Annotated in this window: 13 protein-coding genes; 7 read left to right on the top strand and 6 right to left on the bottom strand. The window is 70.1% G+C overall.

The features are described 5' to 3' along the window. Positions 1-56: 56 nt before the first annotated feature. Positions 57-2,168: a DUF6077 domain-containing protein gene (locus AB0B55_RS10825; RefSeq protein ID WP_357171555.1), complete on the top strand. Its 2,112-nt coding sequence runs from the start codon at positions 57-59 to the stop codon at positions 2,166-2,168. 269 nt (positions 2,169-2,437) lie between these two features. Next, on the top strand, positions 2,438-4,195 hold the full coding sequence (locus tag AB0B55_RS10830) for a CDP-glycerol glycerophosphotransferase family protein (RefSeq protein WP_357120072.1): 1,758 nt from the start codon (positions 2,438-2,440) through the stop codon (positions 4,193-4,195). A gap of 76 nt (positions 4,196-4,271) precedes the next feature. Here the strand turns inward: AB0B55_RS10830 and AB0B55_RS10835 are convergent, their stop codons facing one another. Next, a complete protein-coding gene (locus tag AB0B55_RS10835) occupies positions 4,272-4,610 on the bottom strand; it encodes a DUF952 domain-containing protein (protein WP_357120068.1) in 339 nt (112 codons plus the stop codon). Positions 4,611-4,706: 96 nt separating this feature from the next. On the opposite strand from AB0B55_RS10835, the gene AB0B55_RS10840 reads away from it, so the two are divergent. From AB0B55_RS10840 to AB0B55_RS10850, 3 genes are all read left to right on the top strand, one after another. After that, positions 4,707-5,018 (top strand): hypothetical protein, encoded by a 312-nt coding sequence (locus tag AB0B55_RS10840; protein WP_355050324.1) that lies wholly within the window; start codon positions 4,707-4,709, stop codon positions 5,016-5,018. A gap of 80 nt (positions 5,019-5,098) precedes the next feature. After that, positions 5,099-5,755, top strand: coding sequence for a response regulator transcription factor (locus tag AB0B55_RS10845; RefSeq protein ID WP_355050323.1), 657 nt, complete (start codon positions 5,099-5,101; stop codon positions 5,753-5,755). A gap of 9 nt (positions 5,756-5,764) precedes the next feature. Further along, positions 5,765-7,198 carry a HAMP domain-containing sensor histidine kinase gene (locus AB0B55_RS10850; protein ID WP_357120063.1) on the top strand — a complete coding sequence of 478 codons (1,434 nt, stop codon included), beginning with the start codon at positions 5,765-5,767 and terminating at the stop codon, positions 7,196-7,198. Positions 7,199-7,244: 46 nt separating this feature from the next. Here AB0B55_RS10850 and AB0B55_RS10855 read toward each other — a convergent pair whose 3' ends face one another. The 4 genes from AB0B55_RS10855 to AB0B55_RS10870 form a co-directional block, all read right to left on the bottom strand. After that, positions 7,245-8,198, bottom strand: a complete 954-nt coding sequence (locus AB0B55_RS10855) for a TAXI family TRAP transporter solute-binding subunit (protein WP_357120060.1) — start codon at positions 8,196-8,198, stop codon at positions 7,245-7,247. 73 nt (positions 8,199-8,271) lie between these two features. Then, complete coding sequence (locus AB0B55_RS10860; RefSeq protein ID WP_357171556.1) at positions 8,272-8,964, bottom strand: hypothetical protein; 693 nt, start codon at positions 8,962-8,964, stop codon at positions 8,272-8,274. A gap of 106 nt (positions 8,965-9,070) precedes the next feature. Then, positions 9,071-9,868, bottom strand: coding sequence for a peroxide stress protein YaaA (gene yaaA, locus AB0B55_RS10865; protein ID WP_357171557.1), 798 nt, complete (start codon positions 9,866-9,868; stop codon positions 9,071-9,073). Between the two features lie 53 nt (positions 9,869-9,921). Next, entirely contained in the window at positions 9,922-11,595 is a 1,674-nt protein-coding gene (locus AB0B55_RS10870) for a hypothetical protein (protein WP_357120783.1), read from the bottom strand. A gap of 147 nt (positions 11,596-11,742) precedes the next feature. Between AB0B55_RS10870 and AB0B55_RS10875 the strand changes: the two genes are divergently transcribed. Further along, positions 11,743-12,783: a phosphatase domain-containing protein gene (locus tag AB0B55_RS10875; RefSeq protein ID WP_357120051.1), complete on the top strand. Its 1,041-nt coding sequence runs from the start codon at positions 11,743-11,745 to the stop codon at positions 12,781-12,783. Positions 12,784-12,885: 102 nt separating this feature from the next. On the opposite strand, the gene AB0B55_RS10880 is transcribed toward AB0B55_RS10875, so the two are convergent. Next, the gene (locus AB0B55_RS10880; RefSeq protein ID WP_357171558.1) at positions 12,886-17,331 is read right to left on the bottom strand and encodes a LamG-like jellyroll fold domain-containing protein; all 4,446 of its coding nucleotides are present in this window, start codon (positions 17,329-17,331) and stop codon (positions 12,886-12,888) included. Between the two features lie 380 nt (positions 17,332-17,711). Here AB0B55_RS10880 and AB0B55_RS10885 point away from each other — a divergent pair, with 380 nt between their 5' ends. Next, positions 17,712-24,119 (top strand): RHS repeat-associated core domain-containing protein, encoded by a 6,408-nt coding sequence (locus AB0B55_RS10885; RefSeq protein WP_357171559.1) that lies wholly within the window; start codon positions 17,712-17,714, stop codon positions 24,117-24,119. Positions 24,120-24,620 lie beyond the last annotated feature (501 nt).

Here is a 24,620-nt window from a genome sequence, read left to right on the forward strand (position 1 = left end):
TCACCGAGCCGACATCGACCTTTCGCCCCCAGATCCGCCTGACGAGAAGGACGCCCGTGGCCAACGTCGACAGCATCGCCGTCGCGCCCACTGACCCGGACCCGACGCCGCGCTCCGAGCCGGTGTCCCGGTCGGGTCAGGGCCCCGACCGTAGCCCCGCCGCCCGCGTCCACGCGTTGGTGGCCGCCGCCCCGACGCTGCTCACCGACGGGGCCGTGGTCGCGTTCGCGCTCTTCACCGTCATCTACCACGCGGCCTTCCTGGCGGATCTGCGTCCGTCGGTGACCTTCCGGATCTGGGTGGTCGCCTGCGTCCTGCTCGCCGTGGTGGCGATGCTGCGTGCCCGACGCCGCTCCGCCGCCCTCCGCGAGGAGAGCGGACCGGCCGAGCCGGTCGAGCCGACCGGGACGCGGCCCGCCGTCGACCGGCGGCTGCTGATCGGCGTGCTCGCCGCCGCCGCGGTAGCCTCGGTCAGCGCCGGAGTCATCGGCACCGGCGCCGCCGTCTCCTGGTGGATCCCGGCGGTGGCGGGCCTGCTCGCGGCGACCGGCGGGATCCTGCTGCTGCGTCGGGTCTGGCTGGACGGCCCGACGCCCACCTCGATCGCGCCAAGGCCCACGGCGGGGCAGTCGGCGTACGCGCTGGTCATCTCCGTACTGGTCGGGATCTCCTCGTTCTTCCTCGCCCGCAACACCCCGGACGACGTCTACTACGTCGGGAAGTCGGTCTGGATCGCCGAGCGGGACCTCGTTCCGCTCAACGACTTCCTCTTCTCCGAGAACGTCCTTCCGGCGATGGGTTCGCAACCCCCCATCCCCTCGATCGAGGTGTTCGACGGCGCGCTCGCCAACGTGCTCGGGATCCACGGCGCCTCGGCCACCTGGTACGTGATGCTGCCGATCATGGCGGTGCTGGCGGTGCTCGCGCTCTGGCGGCTGACCCAGCGCTGGGCACCCCGGCGGCCGGTGCTCGCCTTCACGGTCGCCGTCGCGTACCTGTACCTGGTCGCCGGTGGGGACGCCGCGCTGGGCACCTTCCACCTGCCCCGGCTCTACGAGGGCAAGGGCATGTTCGTCTCGGCCGTCATCCCGCTGATGTGGCTCTACCTGACCGAGTGGTTCGACCGGCGTACCCGGCGCAGCCTGCTGCTCATCGTGGCGCTCTCGATCACCGCCATCGGACTCACCAACACCGCCGCGATCATCCTGCCGATGCTGGTCGGGGCCGCCGGTTTCGCCATGGTGCTGGTCGGGCGCTGGAAGCTCGCCGTGGTGGCGGCGGTGGCCGCCCTCACGTACCCGATCGGGTCCCTGGTGGTGTCCCGGATCCTGCTCGGCGGCCTGAGCGCCGACGGCGCGGACGACGCCTTCTTCGACGCGGCGTACACCTACAAGCGGACCCTGCTGTTCGGCGTGGTCGGCGTGATCTCCGGCCTGGCGCTCTGGTGCGGCCCACTGCTGGCCCGTCGGCGCACGCCCGCGCTGCTCACCGCCGGCGCGACCCTGGCGCTGAGCGTGCTGTTCGTCCCCGGTGTGCTGGAGACGTTGAGCGCGCTCAGCGGCATCTCGGTCGTGCTGTGGCGGGTGCCGTGGCTGCTCGCCCTGCCGACCCTGATCGGGCTGCTCTGCACGGTTCGCGTGCCGGCCCCCACGCCGGTGCTGCGTCGTGCGGCGTCCGGTGGGATCGCGGTGCTGCTGGTCGCCTCGTTCGCGCTCTTCGCCACCCCGATGTGGTCCGCCAAGAGCTGGGTCGACGTGCACGAGCGGCCCACCTGGAAGCTGCCGCAGCAGCGCCAGTCGATCGCTTTCTGGATCAAGGGGTTGGACCGGCCCGCGGGCCTGCTGCTGGCGCCGAAGACCATCATGCGGACCTCGCTCGTCGTCACCAGCCAGGTTCGGGTCGTCCTACCGCGTGACTTCTACCTCGTCGAGTACGACCTCAACTCCCAGTTCGCCAAGGACCGGCTGCTGCTCGCCAGCTTCGCCGACGGCGCCACCACCGCGACGCCGGCGGAGTTGGCACCGGCGCTCGATCGGTTGGATGTGGGCACCATCTGCGTCTACAACGGCAACCAGTACGCCCGTGACCTGGTGCCGCAGCTCGGCTACCAGGAGTTCGCGAAGCGTGGCAAGCCCGGAGCGATGACGTGTTTCCGGCGGGTCGGCTGAGCATTCCGCCCCTGGGTCTGCCGGTGCCGCGACAATGCGGCACCGGCAGTTTCGGTGCGGTGACCGAAATGTGCGCCCGATACCCGAGCGACACCGCTGGGTGTCTTCGCGTTAAGGTCGCAGTCATCACTACCGCCCGCCGTACGGGGTGTGGATCACCACATCCGTGGCCCGCCGCTCCGGCCGCGCGGTAGGTCATGCGCGACGGGGAGTGTCATCGACGCACCACGGGCATGCGTCCACCTCGAAAATCGTAGGGAGCGAACTCGTTGTTCGGCACGTTGACAGGACGCATCGGAGTGGCCGCCCGCAGCGCGCTGCTGGTGCTGGCCTACCTGGTCATGCTCGTCGCAGGAGTCTTCGGTTGGGTCGGCCTGTTCGCCGTCGCCGGGCTGGCGGCGGTGGTCGGGGAGTTCGCCGCCGCCCGCTGGTCCCCGCCGTCGCAGCTGCTGCTGGAGAAGGTCGGCCTGAACTTCTCCTACCGGCAGCTGACCCGTGACCTGTCGGCCGTGCTGCTGGTCGCCGCCCAGGTCGAGCTCGACGGCGTCGAGTTGAGCTTCCTGCTGATCCTGCCGGCGGCGGTGTGGGTCGTCTCGGTCTTCGCGGGCGCGCTCTCCACCATGATCGACCGTCGTAACCCGCAGTCTGCCCTGGTCCGCAACATCGAGCTGGGCCCCCTGCGCTCGGCCCCTCGCCCGCCGGCCTGGGCGGCAGCCGTCGCGGGGGACCGGATGCCTCTGCTGAACCTCCTGCTGGTCCCGGCCGCGGTGGTCGCCGCCGTGCGGCACGAGCCGACGCCGTACTTCGTCGCCGCCGCTCTGACGGTGGCGGCGACCGGGGTGGTGGGCGCGATCATCGCCGTGACGTGGCTGCGCGGTCGAGGCTCCGGCCAGGGACCGCTGATGCCGGCCGTGCAGCGCTGGCTCGACACCCACCGGCCCGAGGTGGCGCTCTACTTCGCCGGCCCGGCCAAGGACGTCTACCAGGCCAACATGTGGCTCGCCCCGACCGAGGCGCTGAACCAGCGCGCGGTGGTGCTGATGCGCAGCCGGGAGGCGTTCTTCGAGCTGGCCGACACCCGGCTGCCGGTGCTCTGCGTACCGGCCGGGGTGGACTTCATGAACCTCGAACTCGGCAGCGTCCGCGCCGCCCTCTACGCCGCGAACGTCGGCGCGAACATTCACATGCTGCGCGAGCCCGGCATGAAGCACGTCTTCGTGGGGCACGGCGACAGCGACAAGCAGGCCAGCGTCAACCCCTACAGCAAGGTGTACGACGAGGTGTGGGTGGCGGGCCTGGCCGGTCGGGAGCGGTACGCCCGTGCCGGGGTGGGCGTGCTCGACTCGGACATCGTGGAGATCGGCCGGCCGCAGTTGGCCGGCGTGCACACCTTCGGGGCCGAGTCGGTGGACCGTCCGTTCACCGTGCTCTACGCGCCCACCTGGGAGGGCTGGCTCGACGACGACCCGTACCACACCTCGCTGGTGTTGATGGGTGAGCGGATCGTCAAGGGCCTGCTGGCGAGCAACCCCGGGGTGCGTCTGGTCTACAAGCCGCACCCGCTCACCGGGTCCCGGTCCAAGGCGGCCAAGGCGGTGCACGACCGGATCGTCGAGGCGATCCGCTCCGCCGGTGGAAACCCCAACGCGGCCTCCCTGGACGGCACCGCGCACGTCGTGGTGACCGGCCGTACCCCCGGGCTGTTCGACTGCTTCAACCAGACCGACCTGCTGATCAGCGACGTGTCCAGTGTGGTCTCGGACTTCGTGCAGAGTCAGCGGCCGTACGTGGTGGCCAACCCGGCCGGCCTGCCGGAGGACGAGTTCCGTCGGGAGTACCCGACCGCGCGGGCCGCGTACCTGCTCTCCGCCGACTGCGGTGAGCTGGAGAAGATCGTGGCGGTGACCCGGGCCGGCGACGACCCGATGACGGAGGCACGCCGCGACCTGAAGACCTACCTGTTGGGGCCGGCGGAGGCCAACCCGATGGACCGGTTCGCCGAGGAGATCACCCGGCTCTGCCGCTGACCGCGCACCACGTCCCGCGCCCGGCCCGACACCTGTCGGACCGGGCGCGGTCGTGTCGGCGGCGAAGGGGTGTGACTCAGTCGAGCAGGGCGGCGACCGCGTCGGCGACCGGAGTGTCCGCCGGCAACGCCCGTGCCGTCACCACCGCGCTCAGCGGCAGCGGCCCGTACAGGTGGGGGAAGAGCTGCCCGCCGCGCGACGGCTCCCAGCGCAGGGCGTCGGCCAGCCGACCCTCGTCCACGCCCAGCAGGGTGAGGCCGGTGACGCCGGTGAAGTGCCGGCGGGCCGTCTCCACCACCTGGTCGGCGGCGGAGAGGTGGATGAAACCGTCCTGGTGGTCCAGGGCCGAGCCGGCGACGGCGCCGGCGACCCGGGCGTCGTCCCACTCGACGGTCGGCAACAGCTTGTAGATCACCTCCGCAGACTACGTCGCCCACGTTTCGGCCGTACCGCCGCCGACGTCGGCCGCCGCCCGTCATGCTCAGGTTGACCCGCCGGAAGGGGATGGACGATGGCGAGCTACGACGACGACTGGACCGACACCCAGCGCGGGCTGTACGACGAGTGCTACCGGGCCGGCGGCGAGTGGGCCGAGGACCCGGACACCCCGTCGGACGACGTGCAGCACGTGATCAACCTGGCCGAGGCGGACGACGACGCCTTCGACGATGCCGAGATCGACTTTCCGCCCCTGGTCGACGCCGTCACCCAGGCCAGCGGCGTCAACGTCACCAGCGTGCCCGCCCGGCACGACGACCCCGGTTTCCGCGGCTTCACCGACGGCGTGCGGGACGCGGTCGCCGACGACACGTTCGGTCTGTAGGGCCTGACCGGAGCCGGCCCTCCCGCTCGCGGCGGCCTTCTGCCACCATTCGCAGGACGGCTGCGACGGATGGGGGCACGGTGCGGATCCTGCTGGTGGAGGACGACCGCCGGGTGGCCGCCGCGCTCTCCTCCGCCCTGACCCGTCGTGGCTACCAGGTCGAGCACGCCGCCACCGTCGCCGCGGCGCTCTCCGCCGCCCCCTGCGACCTGGTGCTGCTGGATCTGACCCTGCCCGACGGCGACGGCACCGAGGTGTGTCGGGAGCTGCGCCGGCGCAGCAGCCAGCTCGGCATCATCGCGGTGACCGCGCGGGGTGAGGAGCGCGACCGGGTCCTCGGGCTGCGCCTGGGCGCGGACGACTACGTGGTCAAACCGTTCTCGATGGTCGAGTTGCAAGCCCGGATCGAGGCGGTGCTGCGCCGGGCCGCCAATGCCGCCCCCGAGCGGCACCTGATCGAGGCGGGGGCGGTGCGCATCGACGTGGCCGCCCGCACGGTGACGGTGGCGGGGCGCGCGGTAACGCTGACCCGCAAGGAGTTCGACGTGCTGCTGTCGCTCGCCCGCCAGCCGGGGGTGGCGGTGCCCCGCGACCGCATCCTGCTCGACGCCTGGGGCACCACCTGGGGCGATCCGCACACCGTCGAGGTGCACGTCGGGTCGTTGCGCGGCAAGCTGGGCGACGCGCGGCTGGTGGAGACCGTCCGTGGGGTCGGCTACCGGTTGCGCGATGCGTGAGGGGACCCCGTGCGCCGTCGACTGGTGATCAGTTACCTGCTGCTGATGGTGCTCGTCCTCGTCGCGCTGGAGAGCCCGCTCGCGGTGACCCTGGCCAGCCGGGAGACCGAGCGGGTACGCGCCGACCGGCTCGCCGACGCCACCCGGTTCGCCTCGCTGGCCGGTCCGGCGCTGCGCGGCGGGGAGCCCGGCCCGATCGGGGCGGAGCTGCGCAGCTACGACGAGCTGTACGGGATCGGCGCGGCGGTCGTCGACCGGGACCGGGGCATCGTCGTGGACTCGGCGAGCTGGCGGTCCACCGGCACCGCCACGGTCCTGGACGTGGCGCTGTCCGGGCAGCAGTCCAGCGCGCCCGAGTCGATCTGGCCCTGGTCCGCCGGCCCGGTGGTGGTGGCGGTGCCCATCAACGACGGCGGTGAGGTCCTCGGCGCGGTGGTGATCGTGACACCCGCCGGCGAGATCCGTCGGGCCGTGACCACCTGGTGGCTGCTGCTCACCGTGGCCGGCCTGCTCGTCGTGCTGGCCTGCGTGCTCACCGCGTTCGGCCTGGCCGGCTGGGTGCTGCGGCCGGTCACCGAGCTGGACGCCGTCACCCACGAGATCGCCGAGGGCGACCGGGGCGCCCGCGTGCAGCACCGACTCGGCCCGCCGGAGCTGCGCCGGCTCGCGACCAGCTTCAACCACATGGCCGACGTGGTCTCCGACGTGATGGACCGGCAGCGTGCCTTCGTCGCGCACGCCAGCCACCAGCTGCGCAATCCGCTCACGGCGTTGCGGCTGCGGGTGGAGGAGCTGGGTCCCAGCCTCACCGACGCGGACGGGCGCTCCGAGCACCGGCTGGCGTTGGAGGAGACCGACCGGCTTGCGCTGGTGCTCGACGCGCTGCTCACCCTGGCCCGAGCCGAACGCGAGGAGAACGAGCGGGTCAGCGTGGACGCCGCCGCCGTCGCGGCCTCCCGGGTGGCCGCGTGGGCGCCGTTGGCCCGGCACCGGTCGGTCGCGCTGCGCCTGGCCACGAGCGACGCTCCCGCGTACGCGCGGACCGTGCCGACCGCCGTCGACCAGGCGCTGGACGCCCTGATCGACAACGCGGTGAAGTTCAGCGGGGCCGGCGGGGCGGTGACGGTGACGGTGGCCCGCCGCGACGACGGGGTCCTGTTGGAGGTGCGCGACACCGGCCCGGGAATGACCGAGAGCCAACTTCGCCAGGCCACCGAGCGGTTCTGGCGGGCCCCGGACGCGCAGAACGTCGACGGCGCCGGGCTCGGCCTGACCATCGCCGCCGTGCTGGTGGACGCCTCCGACGGGCGGCTCACCATGCGAGCGGGCACCCCGCGCGGGCTGGTCGCCGGCCTGTGGTTCCCGGCCGCCGAGCCGGCGGAAGAGCCGCTGGACGGGGACGGGGACCCGGCCGCCGACCGGTGGCCCACCCCGGCGCGCTAGCGGACCGGCGACTCAGGCCGCGTGCCCGCTGCGGCGACCCGGCAGCTCAGGGCTTGGCGGCCCGGTACCAGGCGGCGGCGCCCGGGTGCAGCGGCAGCGGCGCGGTGGCGATCGCCGAGCGGGGGCTCATCCGTCCCGCCGCCGGATGCGCCGCGCCCAGTTCGGCCCGGCGCTCCATCAGCAGTCGGGTCACGTCCCGGACCAGCGGCTCCGGCAGGTCGGCCCGCACGATCAGATAGTTCGGGTCGGCGACCGTGGTCACCGGGTTCATCCCGTACACCGAGCGGGGGATGTCCCGGGAGACGTAGACCTGCCCGTAGCGGGCACGCAACGGCTCCGTCCACTCGCCCAGGTCGACGATCCGGGTTGCGCTGCGCCCGGCCAACTCCTCGATGCCCCGCACCGGCAGACCACCGGAGAAGAAGAACGCGTCGATGCGTCCCGAGCGCAGGGCGGTCACCGAGTCGTCCAGGCCGAGCCGTTCCCGGCGTACCGCGTCGCCGCCGAGCCGGGCCACCTCCAGCAGCCGGCTGGCGGTGATCTCGGTGCCGGAGCCGGCCGCGCCCACCGAGACCCGCCGACCCCGCAGGTCGCCGACCGTACGGACCGGCCCGCCGTCGGTCGTGACCAGGTGCAGTTGGTCGTCGTACACCCGGGCCACCGCGTCCACCGAGGGGCTCTGCGTCGGGCTGGTGGGCAGCACGTCGGCCTGGGTGAAACCCAGCTCGGCGGCCCCCGAGCCGACCAGGCGGACGTTCTCCGCCGAGGCCGCGGTGATCACCACGCTGGCCCGTACCCCGGGCAGTTCGCGGTTGAGGATGGTCGCGAGGGACTGCCCGAACGCGTAGTAGACGGCGGTGGGGCTGCCGGTGGCGATCCGGATCTCCACCGGCTCGGCCGGGTCGTCCCGGCAGCCGGCGACGGTCAGGGCCACGACCAGCGCCAGCGCCGCCGCTCCCGGGCGGCGTCGACCGGCCCGAGGAGACGAGGTACGACCCACGCGGTGCACTGTGCGCGCTCCGACGGGCAGGCGCAAGCCCGCACCCGTCAGTACCGCCGGTACGGGCCTGCGCTCAGCAGACCGGGCGGCGGCCCGGCGTCGACACCGCGGCGCGCGCCGGCTCCAACGACGCGCTGTGCAGGATGCGCTCCCGGTCCGGCCCGTCGGCCACGCTCACCAGGAAACAACCGGTGCCCGGGCGGAGTACGGCCGGCACGTCGAGCACGGCCGCGCCGCGGATCAGCACGGCGGCCAACTCCCGGTCGGTGAGCCGCACACCGAGGATGTGCCGGCGCACGTGCCGCCCGCCGGCCAGCAGCGCCGACCGCCAGGCCGCCGCCGCGAGGCGGGACACCCACCGGCGGCGGGCCGGCGAGGCGCCCGGCAGGGGACCGCCCAACAGCTCCCGACGTCCCTGCCACCAGCCGGCATCCATCAGCCGGCCGTACGTGCCCCGGTGCTCCGGCGGCACCCACAGCCGGTGCACCTCGTAGCGGCGGCGGAGTCCGCCGACCGTCACCTCCTGGGTGACCGGAATGTCGAGGCGGGCGAGTAGCTGGCGCATCCGCTGCGCGGCGTCCTCCCGGTTGAACTCGACCCCCGGCGCGAGCGCCGGTGGCGGGGCGCTCGACCGGGCGCCCGTCGGAGGCGCGGTGCAGCGCAGCAGGCAGGACGCCTCGAACGCGTCGCCCAGGGTCAGCCAGTCCAGCGGGGGTGGCGTCGCCGGTGGGCGGGGCCGGTCGAGCAGGGCGGGATCGCGGGCCAACGGGGGCTCCCTCGTCGGAGTCTGGGTTCCCCTACCGTGGCCCCTGCGCGGCCGTTACGGAATGTGTCCCGCCCAGCCTTGAGCAAATCTTGCGGCTCCCGCTGCGCTACAGCTCGGTGACCACCAGATCCACCTGCCGGACCCGCCCGGCGGCGGCCGGTTCCTCCACCACGGTGTGCTTCAGCTCGCGCAGGGCGCCGACCAACTCCCGGGCGGTGCGCGGCTTCGCGCCGGTGAGGAGCAGATCCCGCACCAGCCGCCCCTTGGTCGCCTTGTTGAAGTGGCTCACGACCGAGCGGACGGGCACACCGTCGACCTCCCGCTCGTGCAGCACCCGCACGGTGACCGTCCGTTCGGCCAGCTCACCGCGCGGCGTCCAGGTGGCCGCGTACGCGCCGGAGCGCAGGTCCAGCACCGGGCCCCGACCGGCCGCGCCGGCCAGGACCGGCGTCAACTCCCTGCGCCAGTACGCCGACAGCGCCCCGACCTCCGGCAGGCGGACGCCGATCGGGCAGCGGTACGGCGGAATCCGGTCGGCGAGGCGTACCGCGCCCCACAGGCCGGAGCTGATGAGGATCGACCGGCGGGCCGCCCGCAGCGCCGCCGGTGGCAGCGTGGCCAGCTCCAGCGCCTCGTACAGCACCCCGGTGTAGAGCCGCTCGGCCGGGGCGGTCGCCACCTCCCGCAGCCGGGCGTTGCGGCGCAGCTCGCCGCGCTGACCGTCGCTGAGCCCGAGCGCGGCCAACGCCGCCTCCTCGTCCGGCCCGGCGCTGAGCGCCACGAGCGCGTCGAGCACCCGCTCGCGGGCCGGGTTCAGCTCCGGCAGTGACAGCTTGTCCGGCGTCCACCGCCGTCCGGTGCCGGCGTCGGCCTTGCCCTCCGAGGGCGGCAGCAGGATGAGCATCGGGTCTCCTCGGACGGCGTACGGCGGCGGCCCGGCCAGCGTACGACCCGTGCTCAGCGCCAGGGCCGCACCGGGGTGTCGGGGTGGTACACGCGATAGCCACCCACCTCGCGGACCGGTGCGGCGTCGGGTCGGTCGGCGAGCAGCCGGCGCAGCCGCCGGTCCATCGGCGAGTCGACCTCCACCACGTAGCCGGGCCGCGCGGCCCGCCCGACCTGCCGCCAGTACGGCCGGTAGCGGTTCTGCCCCGGGGACAGGTCGCCGTCGAGCACCCCGCAGACCACCGCCTCGTCGGTGTTGAAGATCAGCCGGTTGCAGGTCCAGTAATCCCCGTACACCTCGTGGGGTCCGTCGGCGCGCAGCGCGGCGGCCAACTCCCGGGCCTGGCGCTCCTCGGTCCGCGACGCGGCGGCGCCGCTGACCGCGAAGAGCACGGTGACCACCAGCGTCGTCGCGGTCAGCGCCGCCAGCACGGCGGCGGCCAGCGCGCCGATCAGCCGGCCGAGCACGCCCACCGTGCCCCGCCAGCCGGCCACGGCCGCCGCCCAGAGCGGCCAGAGCACCGCCGGCAGCGACAGTTGCAGCACCGACAGGTAGCGGGCGTTGTCCAGCGGACTGGTCGCGGCGAGCGGACTACGCACGTACGACAGCAGGGTCAACGCCGCCCCGACGACCAGCGCGAGCTGCACCACCGGCCCGACCCGCGCGGCCCGTGGCGTGCCCTCGGCCCGGCCGCCGCGCAGGGTGCCGGCGGCGGGCTCGCCGGGTGTCGTGCCCACGGCCCGGCGGTACGCGACGAGCGCGAGCGCCGCGGCGGCCACCAGCAGCGCCGGGTAGAGCAGTCCGAACCACTGCTGCCAGCGACCGCAGCCGTCGACCGGGCAGAGCCCATGCGCCAGCGGCACTCCCTCCAACAGGCCGCCCCGGATCCGGTCCGACCACGGTGGCAGCGGGCCGGCCTTGGTGCTGACCTCCCGGAACACCGTCAGCGAGTCCTCACCCGGCCCGGCACGCAGGTTGTCGACGATCATCGGCGCGATCCCGACCACGAAACCCGCCACCAGCAGCAGCCCGGCCCAGCCGAGCAGTTCCCGCCGCACCGCCCAGAGCAGGGCCAGCACGGCCACCGCCAGGTACGGCAGGATCAGCCAGTCCGACCAGGCGGCCAGCCCGGCCAGCAGCCCGAACAGCGCGACGGCCAGCCGACGGTGGCGCACCGACCCGGCGGCCAGCCCCACGACGATCAGCAGCATCAGCAGCACCGCCGGTTTGACCTCCGGCCGACCGCCGACCACGGTGAGCTGGTCACGCACCACCCGCTCGGGTCCCAGCGCCAGCAGTCCGACGACGAGGACGGCGAACCACGGCGGGTAGAGCCGGCGGGTGAGCGCGTACACCAGGTAGAGGAAGACCGCGTACAGGGCCAGCATCGGCAGCCGCAGCACCGGCCAGCTCGGCCCGAAGACCGCGAGCAGGGGCGCCGCCAGGTACGACTCCAGCATCCCCATGTAGTGCTGGCCGTAGAGGAAGACGGGGTGTTCCCGGCGCTGCCCGATGTGCAGGGCGGCCAGCCCGAAGGTCGCCTCGTCGCTGTTCGACACCGGGACGGTGTACAGCGTCAGGACCAGCCGGTACCCGACGCCGACCAGCCCGAACAGCAGCGCGACGAGCGCCGGCCGGTCAAGTCGCGGACGCCACCGCCCGCGGTGCTGCTCTGGATGCGACACGACCACGCCCCCGTCGTCGTCCCGACCGGAGTGTTTCACGGACCGACGGTCGGTCGGGCCGCTTCGGCGCAGTACGACCTGGCTGGCGGGCTGCGGTTCGGACCCGCTCGCGTGGCCGTCGCCGACGACGTGTGGCAGGGTTGGCGCGTGCCACCCACACCCGCCGGCGAACTTGCCGTGCCGAATCTGCACCGGGCCGCGCGGATCGAAGACGCCGTGCACCAGCTCGTGGAGCGTCGGCTGCGCCGCACCGGCTGGCGGATGAACATCGTCGCCTACACCGGCTACGGCCGGCCGGGCTGGGTACGTGTGATGTGCCGGGTGCTGCTGGGCCGTCCGGACAACCGCCAGCGGGGTCGGCTGGACAAGGTGCGTGGCTGGCGCAGCTTCACCACCCTGCCCGCCAAGCACGTAACGGTGCAGATCGAGGCCGGCGGGGTACGGCACGAGGCCCAGGCCGACCGCAGCGGTTTCGTCGACACGCTCGTCGAGGCCGACCTGCCACCCGGCTGGGGCACCGTACGCCTCAGCGTCCCCGACGCCGAGCCCGTCGACGCCCCCGTGCGCATCCTCGACCCGGAGGTCAAGTTCGGCATCCTCTCCGACATCGACGACACGGTGATGGTGACGGCGCTGCCCCGACCCCTGCTCGCCGCGTGGAACACCTTCGTTCTCGACGAGCACGCCCGCGCCGCCGTACCCGGCATGGCGGTGCTCTACGAGCGACTGGTCACCGCGCACCCCGGCGCCCCGGTCTTCTACCTCTCCACCGGCGCGTGGAACGTCGCGCCGACGTTGACGCGGTTCCTGTCCCGGCACCTCTACCCGGCCGGTCCGCTGCTGCTCACCGACTGGGGTCCGACCGCCGACCGCTGGTTCCGCAGCGGCATGGAGCACAAGCGTTCCACCCTCGCGCGGCTCGCCAAGGAGTTTCCCGACGTGCGCTGGCTCCTGGTCGGCGACGACGGCCAGCACGACCAGGAGATCTACCGCGAGTTCGCCGCCGCCCACCCGGAGAACGTCGCCGGGGTGGCGATCCGTCGGCTGTCCCCGACCCAGTCGGTGCTGGCCGGTAGCCTGCCCGCCCCGGCCGGACGGCCGTCCTCGGGGCCGGTGGGGCAGAAGTGGCTGTCCGCGCCCGACGGCGCCGGCCTGTGGCAGCTCCTCCGCGACGCCGGCCTGGTCTGACCTCTACTCCCTCCGGCTCAGCCCGCATAGGCGAACCCCCCGGGTACCGCAGTTCGCGGTGCCCGGGGGGTTCCGGCCATTCGGGTTACATCGTGTTCGGTTCTACATCAGCGTGGGCGAGGCCCAGGTGACGGTGCCGGGGGCGCCGTTGCCCGGGTAGAGGGCCAGGGTGCCGTTGCTCCTGCGACGGACCATGAGATCCATCTTCCCGTCGTTGGTGACGTCGCCGAGGCTACTCATATCGAAGTCCTTGCACTTGCCGCAGACCAGGACACGGGGACCCCAGGCCGGCGTTCCGCTGGCGGCCGTGTTGGGGTAGACCCACATGTCGCCGGTGCTGGCATTGCGCATGATCAAGTCAATCTTGCCGTCGTTGTTGGCGTCCTCGACGCTCGCCTGATCGTACCCGCCGCACAATTCGCAGAGCATGATCCGGGTACTCCAGGTGACTTCGCCGCCTGGAGTACCGCTGCCCAGGTATGCGTACATGTTCCCGGTGCTGTTTTCTTTGACGAACAGGTCGGTCTTGCCGTCCCGGTTCACATCGCCCAGGTCGGACAGGCCGAAGTTGAGGCATTTGCCACAGACCAACTGGCGGCCACCCCAGACCGGGTCGCCGCTGGCGACCGTGTTCGTATAGACGTACATGTCACCGGTGCTGATCTGCCGCATGAAGAAGTCCAACTTGCCGTCATTGTTGGCGTCGGCCATGTTGAACGAGTCGTAACCGCCGCACTTGCCGCACACCACCACGCCGGCATCGAACGTGAGCGTGCCGTCCAGGTTCGTTCCGCGGCGCAGCAGCACGTCGCCGTTGCCCTGCCTGACCAGCATGTCGCCCCGGCCGTCGCCGGTGATGTCGCGGACGTTTGGTGCGATGAGCATCTGGGCGTAGTTGCCCGGCGCGGTGGCCTCGGCCGGGTTCAGAGCCCGGTCCCAGTGCTGCACGTTGCTGACCTGACCCGAGTAGTACGAACTCGGCGCGCCCCTGTAGCGGTAGTGACCGATCACGAAACGACCGGTGCTGGGCCAGGACACGGCTGCGGCGTGCTGTGCCGTGCCAGCGAGGTTGTTGTTGACGTACAGGGCCATCGTGCTCGTGGTCGCGTTGTAGGTGGCTACCAGGTGTGTCCAGACTCCGAGCTGGGCGTTGGGCGCGCTGATGGCCTGGTCGTACGCCCAGGCGTCGCTGTCGGATCGGGCCATCCCGAACCGCCAGGTGTTGTCGCTCTGCTCCTGCCAGAGGATGAACCGGGCCGAGCGCGATCCCTCCTCGGAAAGGATGATCTTTCCGGCGGTGGTGGGCTTCACCCAGGCGGCGACGCTGAACGACCTGGTGGTGTCGACCAGCACCGGACTGGCGGCGCTGACCAGGCTGCCGGTGCCGTTGGCGTCCACGCCCGTGCCGGTGGCATCGCTGTTGAGCCGCAGGTCCGGGCTGAAGAGGTCACCCTCGTGCCAGTACGCGTTGCCGGTGCCGGTGAGAGTGCTGCCACCGGTGATGTCGCCGGCGGTGGCCGCGGACGCTCCGGCCGTGCCGTCGTCGAGCGGCCAGGTGTGCTTGGCGGTGACCAGGCCCTGCGCCTGCTGGGTGGCGATGGTGGGCGTGGTGCCCAGGCCGCTCACCAGGTACGCCGTGGTCAGGCCGTTGCCGCCGACGCTCCACAGGTCGGGAGTGCCGTCGGAGTTGGCGTCGGCGGCCCGCAGGGCCAGCGACGCGCCCCGGTTCCAGTTGGTCGAGAGCGTGTACGGCGTGTAGGTGAGCTGGTTGGTGTCCTGGTTGTACGCCAGGTTCGTCCACAGGTGCAGGGCGCCGGTGCTGCTGTTCCAGAGGAACATGGCGGTGCCGCCGCTGACCTGGGCGGTGGCGATCGTCCAGTTGTTCCAGTCCACGCCACCGGCCGGGGTGAGCGTCGTGGTGCTGCCCGCGTAGTAGTAGAGGCCGGCCGCGAAGGCCATCGGGTAGTAGTTGAGGAAGTACCCGTTCGTCGCGTCGCCGCTGGTGCCGATCAGGTCCGGGATGGTGCTTCCGGTCGCTCGGGAGTCGCCGGCGTTTGCCAACTGCAGCGGAGCGTTGCCGTTGCTGTCGACAAGCAGTTCGCCGGAGACGCTCACCTGGTTGTTGTACGGCTGGATGACCGAGCCGTCGCCGCTGCCCCGCAGGACGATGCCGTTGCCCGCGTTGACGCCCCCGGTGTAGTAGACGAGGACGTCCTGCAGACCGGAGCCGAAGAAGTGGCCGGAGATGGCCTGGCCGTTGTTGAAGTCGGACGGGTCCTCGTTGCCGGTGACTCCGTTGCCCCGGGCGCCGAGGTCGTTGACCGTGGTGCGTACCGCGCCGCTGTTCATGCCCGTGCCCAGCCAGAGGCCGGCGGGCAGCCCGTTGCGGGCGCCGATGGTCAGCAGGTCGGCGACACCGTCACCGGTGAGGTCCGCGTCAGCCGCCGTGTCGGCGGGATCCGCGTTGAAGGTGATGGTGGCGGTCTCGCCGAAGTTCCCACCGGTCGAGAGGCTGGTCACGGCGAGGGTGTTGGTGAACCGGGTCGGCGTCACGACCACCGAGGCGGTGCCGGCGGAGGCGGAGATGCTGACCGGGGGCAGGCCGTTGAGCTGGTAGCTGTAGCTGGCCGGCTGGGTACCGGTGCTCGGCGGCGTGATGGCGAAGCTGACCTCTTCGCCGATCTTCGACTGCCCCTGCGGCTGGCTGATGTCGGGAGCGCCGGTCCGGGTGGGGTCGTAGGTGAAGCTGCAGGTCGTCGACCAGTCGCTGGACGCCCCGAAGTCGGTCGCCTGGACCTTCCAGGAGAAGCTGGTGATGGCGCCGCCCGCGGCGGAGCGCAGCGTGGCGACCGGCACGATCAGCACGCCTGTGCTGCCGGACGAGTACGTGAGCAGGTTCGGGTTGGAGGACGCCAGGGCGGTCTGCGCGGAGTCGGAGGTCTTCCAGAGCTTGAAGCTCACGCCGAGGGTGCCCCCGTCGGGGTCGGAAACCGGGGCGTACAGGTAGACCGGGTTGTCGCCGACCATCGACCCACCGCCGCAGGCGGTGCGCGGTGAGGTGGTCATACCGGTCGGCTTGTTGGGCTTGTGGTTGAAGCGGATTTCCAGCGTGGGGCTGGTCTCCAGGAATTCCTTCCAGCTCTCATCGTCGCTGGCCTCGTTGCCGCCGATCATCCACAGGGTCCGGGTGGCCTTCTTGTTGGCGACGTCGGTCTTGATCTGGTCGGTGATGTCGAAGGACACGCCCTGGGCGCTACAGCCGCTGTAGCCGTAGGCGAAGCTCCCGGACGCGGCGAGCGGGCCCTTGCTCTGGTCCTCCCAGTAGTCCCAGCTGGCGTTCGACTTCGACAACGTCGTCGCGGGGGCGTAGACGTTTACCGTCTTCTTGGTGCAGCTCCACGACCAGGTATTAGTGATCTTGAACGTAGCGTCGTTGATCGTCGCGCCCGTGAGGGTGCTGTACGGCACCGGGAAGTTGATGAGCGTGTTCGAGCGCTGCTCGCCGGAGTTCCCCACCTGCATCCGACCCTGCGGGTCGGGCGTGTTGTTCCAGTAGTTCGTCGACTGGTGCTGGTACGAGATGCTGGACCAGCCGGACATCCGCGGTCCGGTGACGCTCCAGTTGAAGCTGGGATCGATGTAGACCGGGTAGACGGTCGCGGCATCGGTGAGCAGCTTGCGGTCGGGCTTGAGAGCGAGCTTGCCGGGGGAGACGGAGACCCCGATGGCGGCGGTGCGAGCCGCCCGGCCCGGGGCCGCGGTCGTCGACGCGGCGCCACTGCGCCCGGTCGGGGCGGTGGTGGCAGCTGCCGAGGAGTCCCACATGGTCGGGGCCGGCGCGGTGATGACCGCCTCGCCGGTGCGGTCCCGACCGCTGATGTTGCCGACCGCGTCGGCGTCGAGGGTGAACCCCTTGGCGGTGGTGGCCAGTTCGAGCGTGGCCAGCTTCGGGTTCTTCGCCGCTGTCGCGTCCTTGACCACGAAGACGTGGGAGAACCCGCCTTGGGCGTTGACCGTCACGGTCAGGTCCACACCGGGAAGGACGTTGGGGTACGTCGCCGTCGGCCCGGCGAGCGTGGGGGTCGGCAGCGCGACGGGGGCGGTCAGGGTGAGTGACCGGTCCCCGCTGACCAGGTGTGCCATCGGCCCGCTGCCACCGCCCGACAGGCTGATGTCGTGTGTGGTGGTGGTCGCGGTGACGGCGCCGTCGGCCCGCCGGTACAGGGTGGGGTCCAGTTGCTTCCATTCGGCGCCCACGCGCTTGCGGTTCGGCACCGCGCTCTGGCTGAGCAGGATCTGGCCGTTCGGAAGGGCGGTCAGCTTCTCCGTCGAGGTGCCGGCGGCGGTGGCCTCGACCTGCTTACCGGTCCGCTTGGCCTGCGCCAGGGCCGCGTCGACGCCGAGTGCCTTCTTCGGATCGACGGCGGGCTTCGGCGCTGCCGGTGCGGCGGCGGCTGGTATGGCGAGCGGCACCGTGGCCGTGGCGATGGCGACGGCGGCCACCGCGCCCGATGCGACGGCGCGTAGGCGCAGTCGTCTCCTGATCATGTCAAGTACTCCCCGTGAGTGACGTGAGCGCGTGGGTGCGCCCGATCGAGCGGCCACAGTGAAGCAGGCGTGGCCGGCTGCGGGAAACGCCCGAGGGTCCTCGACGCCGTCCCTTTGACGTTCAGTGGAGCGCATTTGAGGGCTTTGGCGGCTGATCATCGTTACCGTGTCGTGACCTTGTGGACGGTCGGACATGAAACATTGTTCGCGCCACGGGGGTGCGCGACCCATCACCCTGCGTGGTTTCCATTTCATCGAGCAGAGGTGAGGTCTGCATGACCGTCTACGGGGGATTACGCCTGCTCACACGTCCTAGACGTCTGGCCGCAACTGTCGTGGCCATGTCTGTGGCGGCGGGCTTGTTGTCGGGTGCGCCGGCGGTGGCGAAGCCGAAGGGGCCGGAGGTGGCGAAGGCCCCGGCGACGTCGCCGGGGCAGTCGGTCAAGGGTGTGAAGCCGTTGCCGACGAGGTTCGTCACGCCGCCTGATGACGCGAAGTCGACGTACCGGCCGACGCGTACGGCGTGGCCGAAGGCCGTTTCCGCGAAGGTCGACCTGCCGGCCGCACCGCTTGTTGGGGCGCGGGGCGCGGCTGCGGCGAAGGCACGTGTGGCGGATGCGCCGGTGTGGGTTCAGCCAGCGGGGGAGAAGACGGGCCCGCGCACCCTGGCGGTGAAGGTCGCTGACCGCAAGGCCGCCGAGGCTGCCGGGGTAGACGGTGTGCTGCTGTCGGTGACTCCGGACGTAGCCTCGGGGGCGGTTCGGGTCGGCGTGGACTACGCGGGGTTCGCCGAGGCGTTCGGCGGTAACTACGGGTCGCGGTTGCGCCTGGTGCGTCTGCCCGCGTGTGTGCTGACGACGCCGGCGGCGAGCGAGTGTCGGGTGCCGTCGCCGTTGGTGTCGACGAATGACCCCGGGGCGAGGTCGGTGTCGGCGGAGGTGCCGATGACGACGGACGCGGGTTCCCGGGCGGCGGGCGGCCTGACCGTGTTGGCGGCCGTCGCGGCTGCCGGCGAGGAGGGCGGTAAGGGTGGCACGTATGCGGCCACGGATCTGAAGCCGTCGGGTTCGTGGAGCGGTGGTGGAAGTACGGGGTCGTTCACGTACTCGTATCCGATCAGTGTGCCGCCGGCGGCCTCGGATCTGGTGCCGCCGGTGGCGTTGTCGTACGACTCGGGCAGTGTGGACGGGCAAACGGCGTCGACGAACGCGCAGGCCTCGTGGGTGGGTGACGGTTGGTCCACGCCGCGTTCGTTCGTGGAGCAGACGTTCGCGTCGTGCATGGACGACCCGGGTGGCAGCGCGTCTCCGGTGAAGACGCCGGACCGTTGCTACGACGGTCCGATGCTGACGCTGTCGTTGAATGGCTCGTCGACGGCGCTGGTGTGGGACGCGGCGAAGGAGGTGTGGAAGCCGGAGTCGGACAACGGCGAGGTGATCACCCACGTCGAGAACGCCAACAACGGTTCGGGGACGTACAACACCGACTACTGGCGGGTGACGCTGCGCGACGGCACGAGCTACGAGTTCGGCCGTAACCGGCTGCCAGGGTGGGCCTCGGATAAGGCGGAGACGAAGTCGGTGGACCACACGCCGGTGTACTCGCCGCACTCCGGCGACCCGTGTTACAAAGCGGCGGGGTTCACCTCGTCGGTGTGCACGATGGCGTACCGATGGAACCTGGACTACGTCACCGACACCCACGGCAACGCGATGGCCTACTACTACGACCAGGCCACCAACTTCTACGGCCGTAACAAGGGCGCCTCGGACGAGTCCTACATCCGGGACAGCAACCTGGCGCGCATCGACTACGGCTTCACCGACGGCGGCGCGTACGGCACGGTGGCGAACCGGGTGGTCTTCAACACCGGTGACCGCTGCCTGTCGGGGACGTGTCAGCCGTTGAACTCGACGAACAAGGCGAACTGGCCGGACGTGCCGTTCGACCTGATCTGCGCCTCGGGAACCGACTGTGACGACTGGAGCCCGTCGTTCTTCTCCACGGTGCGCCTGACCTCGATCGAGGCCCAGCAGTACAACACGGCCACCAAGCAGTACGAGAAGGTCGACTCGTACGCCCTGTCGCACAGCATGCCGGCCACCGGTGACGGCACCTCGCCGACGTTGTGGCTCACCGATATCGCGCGTACCGGTCACGACACCAGCGCGGGTGGGTCCACCGAGGCGATCACGTTGCCGTCGGTGTCGTTCACCGGCATCAAGCTGCCCAACCGGGTCGACATCACCGGCGGCCTGCCGTCGTTCTACCGCCAGCGCATCGCCACGATCACCACCGAGACCGGTTCGGTGATCTCGCCGTCCTACGAGTTGCCGGTGCCGTGCACCGCCCCGGTCAGCACCGACCCGGCGGTCAACACGAAGTCCTGCTACCCGGTCTACTGGACCCCGGACGGCTACGTGAACCCGTTCAAGGACTGGTTCAACAAGTACGCCGTCACCCGCGTCACCTCGACGGACCCGACCGGTGGCGCCGCGGCCCTGTCGACCAGCTACAAGTACCTCGGCGGCGCGGCCTGGCACTACGACGAGAACGAGGTCGTCAAGTCCAAGTACCGCAGCTACGGCCAGTTCCGCGGCTACGCCAAGGTGCAGACGTTCACCGGCGACGGTGTCAACGACCGTCGGACCCAGTCCGAGACCGCCTACTACCGCGGCATGTCGAAGAACAACAACAGCATCGTGCTGAACCTGACCGACTCCGTCGGCGGCAACCACGAGGACGTCGACGAACTCGCCGGCAAGGAGTTGGAGACCACCAAGTACCTCGGCGAGAACGGCCGCGTCGACTCCTCCACGATCACCTCGTACTGGGTGTCCGGCGCCACCGCCACCCGCAGCAGGACCGGACTGTCGGCGTTGACGGCGCAGTGGGTCGCGCCGGTCAAGACGTACACCCGCCAGGCCGTCACCAGCAGCGGATCGGTGACCTGGCGTACCACCGCCAGCGACAACAGCTACGACGCGAACACCACCAGCGCCACGTTCGGCGAGCTGAAGAACACCTACACCTACACCGTGCCGGTCGACACGGCGTACAACCAGTGCACCACCTACACCTACGCTCCGGCGAACACCAGCAATAACCTCGCCGGCCTGGTCAGCCAGACCGAAACCGTGGCGGTGGCCTGCGGCGGGTTCACCCAGGGCAGCCCCGCCTCCGAGCCCGGCAGCCTCAACACCCTGACCGCCCCCGGCAGCGTCGGCCGGCCCGCCCAGGTCGTCAAGGCCGAACGCACCTTCTACGACGGCCAGACCTTCTCCACCACGTTCCCGCAGACGAACGCCCCGTCCAAGGGCGACGTCACCCTCACCCAGACCGCCAAGGATTACACCTCCGGCGCGTACGTCTGGCAGACCACCGAGCGGTCGACCTACGACAACTACGGCCGGGTCACCGACTCGTACGACGCCAAGGGCAACAAGACCAGCAGCGGCTACACCATGAACGCCGTCAAACTGGTCACGGCCACCTCCAGCACCAACGCCGCAGGGCACGCCGGTTCCGTCACCCTCGACACGAAGCGCGGCATTCCGCTGGTCAGCACCGACCCCAACGGCGTCGTCACCACCCAGCGGTACGACGCGCTCGGCCGCGGGACGTCGGTGTGGCTGAACTCTCGTGCCACGAGCGTCGGAGCAGACTACAAGTTCGGCTACACCGTCTCGAAGACGGGGGTGTCCGCCACCACGACGGAGAAACTGACCGAATCCGGCGGCTACCAGAAGTCGGTCACCATCTACGACGCGCTGCTGCGCAGCCGTCAGACCCAGTCGGTCACCCCTGCGGGTGGTCGGATGATCACGGACACGTTCTACGACACTCGCGGGTGGACCCGCGCGTCGTACAACGGTTGGTGGGACGACGGTTCGTCGCCGGCGGTCAGCACGCCGGTGTCGGCGGCTGACTTGGGTAAGCAGGTGCCGAACCAGACGTTCACCACCTACGACGGCCTGGGCCGCGCGGTGATCGTGGCGGCGGCCAAGAACGGTGTGACCGTGTCGACGACGACTACGGTGCACGGCGGTGACCGCACCACGGTCGTTCCGCCTGCCGGCGGTGTGGTGTCCGCCACGCTCACCGACGCGCTGGGTCGGAAGAAGGAGTTGCAGGAGTACAGCGTCCGTCCCACGGTGACGACGCCGTCGGACACGTTCACCGGCACGTTCGCCGTCTCAGGCGGGACGGCGACGGTCAGCAAGTACGGCTACGACGGGCACGGCAACCAGTCGACGCTCACCGATGCCAGCAACAACGTGTGGACTTCGACGTACAACCTGCTCGGTCAGGTCGTGGCGAAGTCTGACCCGGATGCCGGTGGCAGCAGCATGAGCTACGACGCCAACGGCAACCTGCAGGAGTCCACCGACGGGCGCGGCAAGACCCTGTCGTTCACCTACGACTCCCTGAACCGCAAGACCGGGGAGTACGCCTCGACGGTGGCGAACCAGGCGTCGGCGAACCAGCGGGCGGCGTGGGTGTACGACAACAGCAACGGCGTCTCGGGGGTCACCAATGCGCTCGGGAAGCTGACCACCACCATCGCCTACCGCGGTGGGCAGGCGTACACCACGCAGCAGAAGGCGTTCAACGTCTTCGGTAGCTCGCTGGGCACGACGGTCACCATCCCCAGCGCCGAGGGCGCCCTCGGCGGCTCGTACGCGTTCGGGCACACCTATACCTCGACGCTGGGTTTGCTCCTGACCGACACCTACCCCGCCAAGGGTGGGCTGCCCGCGGAAGTCGTGATACACGGCTACTCGCCGGATATGGATCTGCCCTGGACGCTCGGTGGACTGCACGGCTATGCCAACGGGGTCAGCTACGACGCCTACGGCCGGGTCAACCAGCAGACCCTCGGCATGAACACGAACCTGGCGTATGTCACCAACACCTACGACCCGCACACCAGCCGGCTGACCAACCAGCTCGTCACCCGCTCGACGGCTACCCCGTCGAATGTCGACGAGCAGGAGTACAAGTACGACCTGGTCGGCAACATCACCCGCAAGACCAGCAAGAGGTTGGGTGCCACCACTCCGGCGGAGACCCAGTGCTACGGCTACGACGGCCTGGCCCGACTCGCCGAAGGCTGGACCGGCACCGACGCCTGCGCCGCCACGCCCACGGACGCCAACAAGTCCATGGTCGGCAACACCATCGGCGGAGGTAGCGCCTACTGGACCAGCTGGCAGATCGACCTGATCGGCAACCGCACCCAGCAGACCGAGCACAACCTCACCGGCGGCACCGACACCAAGACCGTCTACGCCTACAACGGCAACGGTCAGAACAAGCCCCACACCCTGACCTCCACCACCACAACCGGCGGGGCAACCGGCACCACGTCGTACACCTACGACAACGCCGGCAACACCACCGGCCGCAACGCCGCCCAGGGCAACCAGACCCTCACCTGGGACGACGCCGGCAAACTCGCCACCGTGACCGGAGGCGCCAGCGGCGACAACAGCTTCATCTACGACGCCGACGGCAACCTGCTGCTGCAAAAGGAGCCCGGCAAGAACACCCTCTACCTGCCGGGGCAACAACACACCCTCAACACCAGTTCCACGGTGGTGACCGGTAGCCGGTACTACGCCCTCCCCGGCGGCGGCAGCTGCATCCGCACCGGGAGCGGCACGGCGTACACCTTCGCCATCGCCGACCACCAGGGCACCCCGTCGCTCTACCTCGACAACACCGCACAAAATCCGACCTGGCGGCAGTACACGCCGTACGGTGGCGCTCGGGGTGCTGCCGTCGCCGCACCCGACAACCATGGCTTCCTCGACAAGCCGATGAGCCCGACCGGACTCACCACCGTCGGCGCCCGCTCCTACGACCCCATCCTCGGTCGATTCATCTCCATCGATCCTGTGCAGGACGCAGCCCAGCCGCAACAGTGGAACGGCTACTCCTACGCCAACAACACACCCGTCACCTCGAGCGACCCCACCGGGCTGATCCCCACCGACTGCCTCACCCAGGCCAGTTGTCCCGATTACCGCCTCGGTGACGAAAAAGGCAACCGTAAAAACAAGGCCAAGAACTCCGATTGTTGGCCCCGTTGCTTGGGATCTCGGGATCTGACGAAGCCGCGACACTTGACACGGCCGAAACCCAATAAGCTTCGCTGTATGAACTGCAATACTGGGCCAGGTACTCCCGGAGCAGTCGAGTTTATGGAGCCCTGGCCGGGTTTGGCCCACTCAAGTGGGCAATGCCTCTCTCCGGCGGCGCCCCCCTCCTGTTTCCGCACCGGAGGCTGGCTCCGAAACGATTGCGGAGTGCTGGTGAGTGACTACAACTCGGCATACGCACCGTGTCAAGTGGCCGCTCCGCGAAGGAAGCCTGTAAAGGAGGAGCCTAAGCCTTGGGGGACGTTGAATATATGCGGTGGACTGGGAGCTCAAATGGGTGCGTCCATAGCGGGGGAGCTGTGCATTGAGGTGGACCGGCATGGGCCGGGATTCGGTGGTGGATTCAAAGTTGGTACCGGCCCTAGTGCCGGCGCTGATGCAACGGTAGGCTTCAACTACTCTAACCAAGATATCGACGACAAAGGCGGGTGTAATCCTTACGGGCAGGTGACCGGAGGCGAAGGCGTTGTGGGCGGCATCAGTGGTGAGGGTGATGGCAATGGTAACTATCAAGGCGGCTTCTCTATTGGAGGGGGAGCTTCTTTCACTCCTGCTCCACCCTTCGCTTGGTCCGGTTCGAGTGGAATCAGTTGCGCAGAAGCTTTCCACCCTTTCAGTCAGTAGTGCCTGCTATCGGAAGTTAGAATATTGGAAGAGTTGAAAGCTATTGTTCGAACATTGAGGTGGCGATTGGCGGTGTGGAGCTTGCGAACTTTACTTGCGATATTGCCATCAATGGTCATTCTGGTTTTAATGGCGGGGATTGATGGTCTCAAGCAGCTAGCTGAGCCGTTGGTGTTGATCCTGTTCTTCATAGCCGCGATCGTATTAGTCATCGGATGGGTGGCGGCGATATTGCTTGCGCGTGACACCACAAGATTAGCTGTAGGGCAGTCAGGGCTTATCGATCCAGGTCGAAGCATGATTATATTGCAGCACCTTTTAAGAGACACCTGCAGCTTCCGTAACCGATAGGACAGGTACATTCCTCAACCATCGGTCTTGGGCGGCGCGGAGGCTTTCGGCCCTGTGGTCGTAGCCCCTGTAGCTAGCTCCTGGTGAGCTACTGATCGTCCCCGGCTGGGGGCTCCCCGAGTGGGGAGTCCCCCAGCCACCCGGTCAAAG

Origin of the sequence: Micromonospora sp. NPDC049107 (assembly GCF_040648595.1) — a bacterium.
Classification (GTDB): domain Bacteria; phylum Actinomycetota; class Actinomycetes; order Mycobacteriales; family Micromonosporaceae; genus Micromonospora.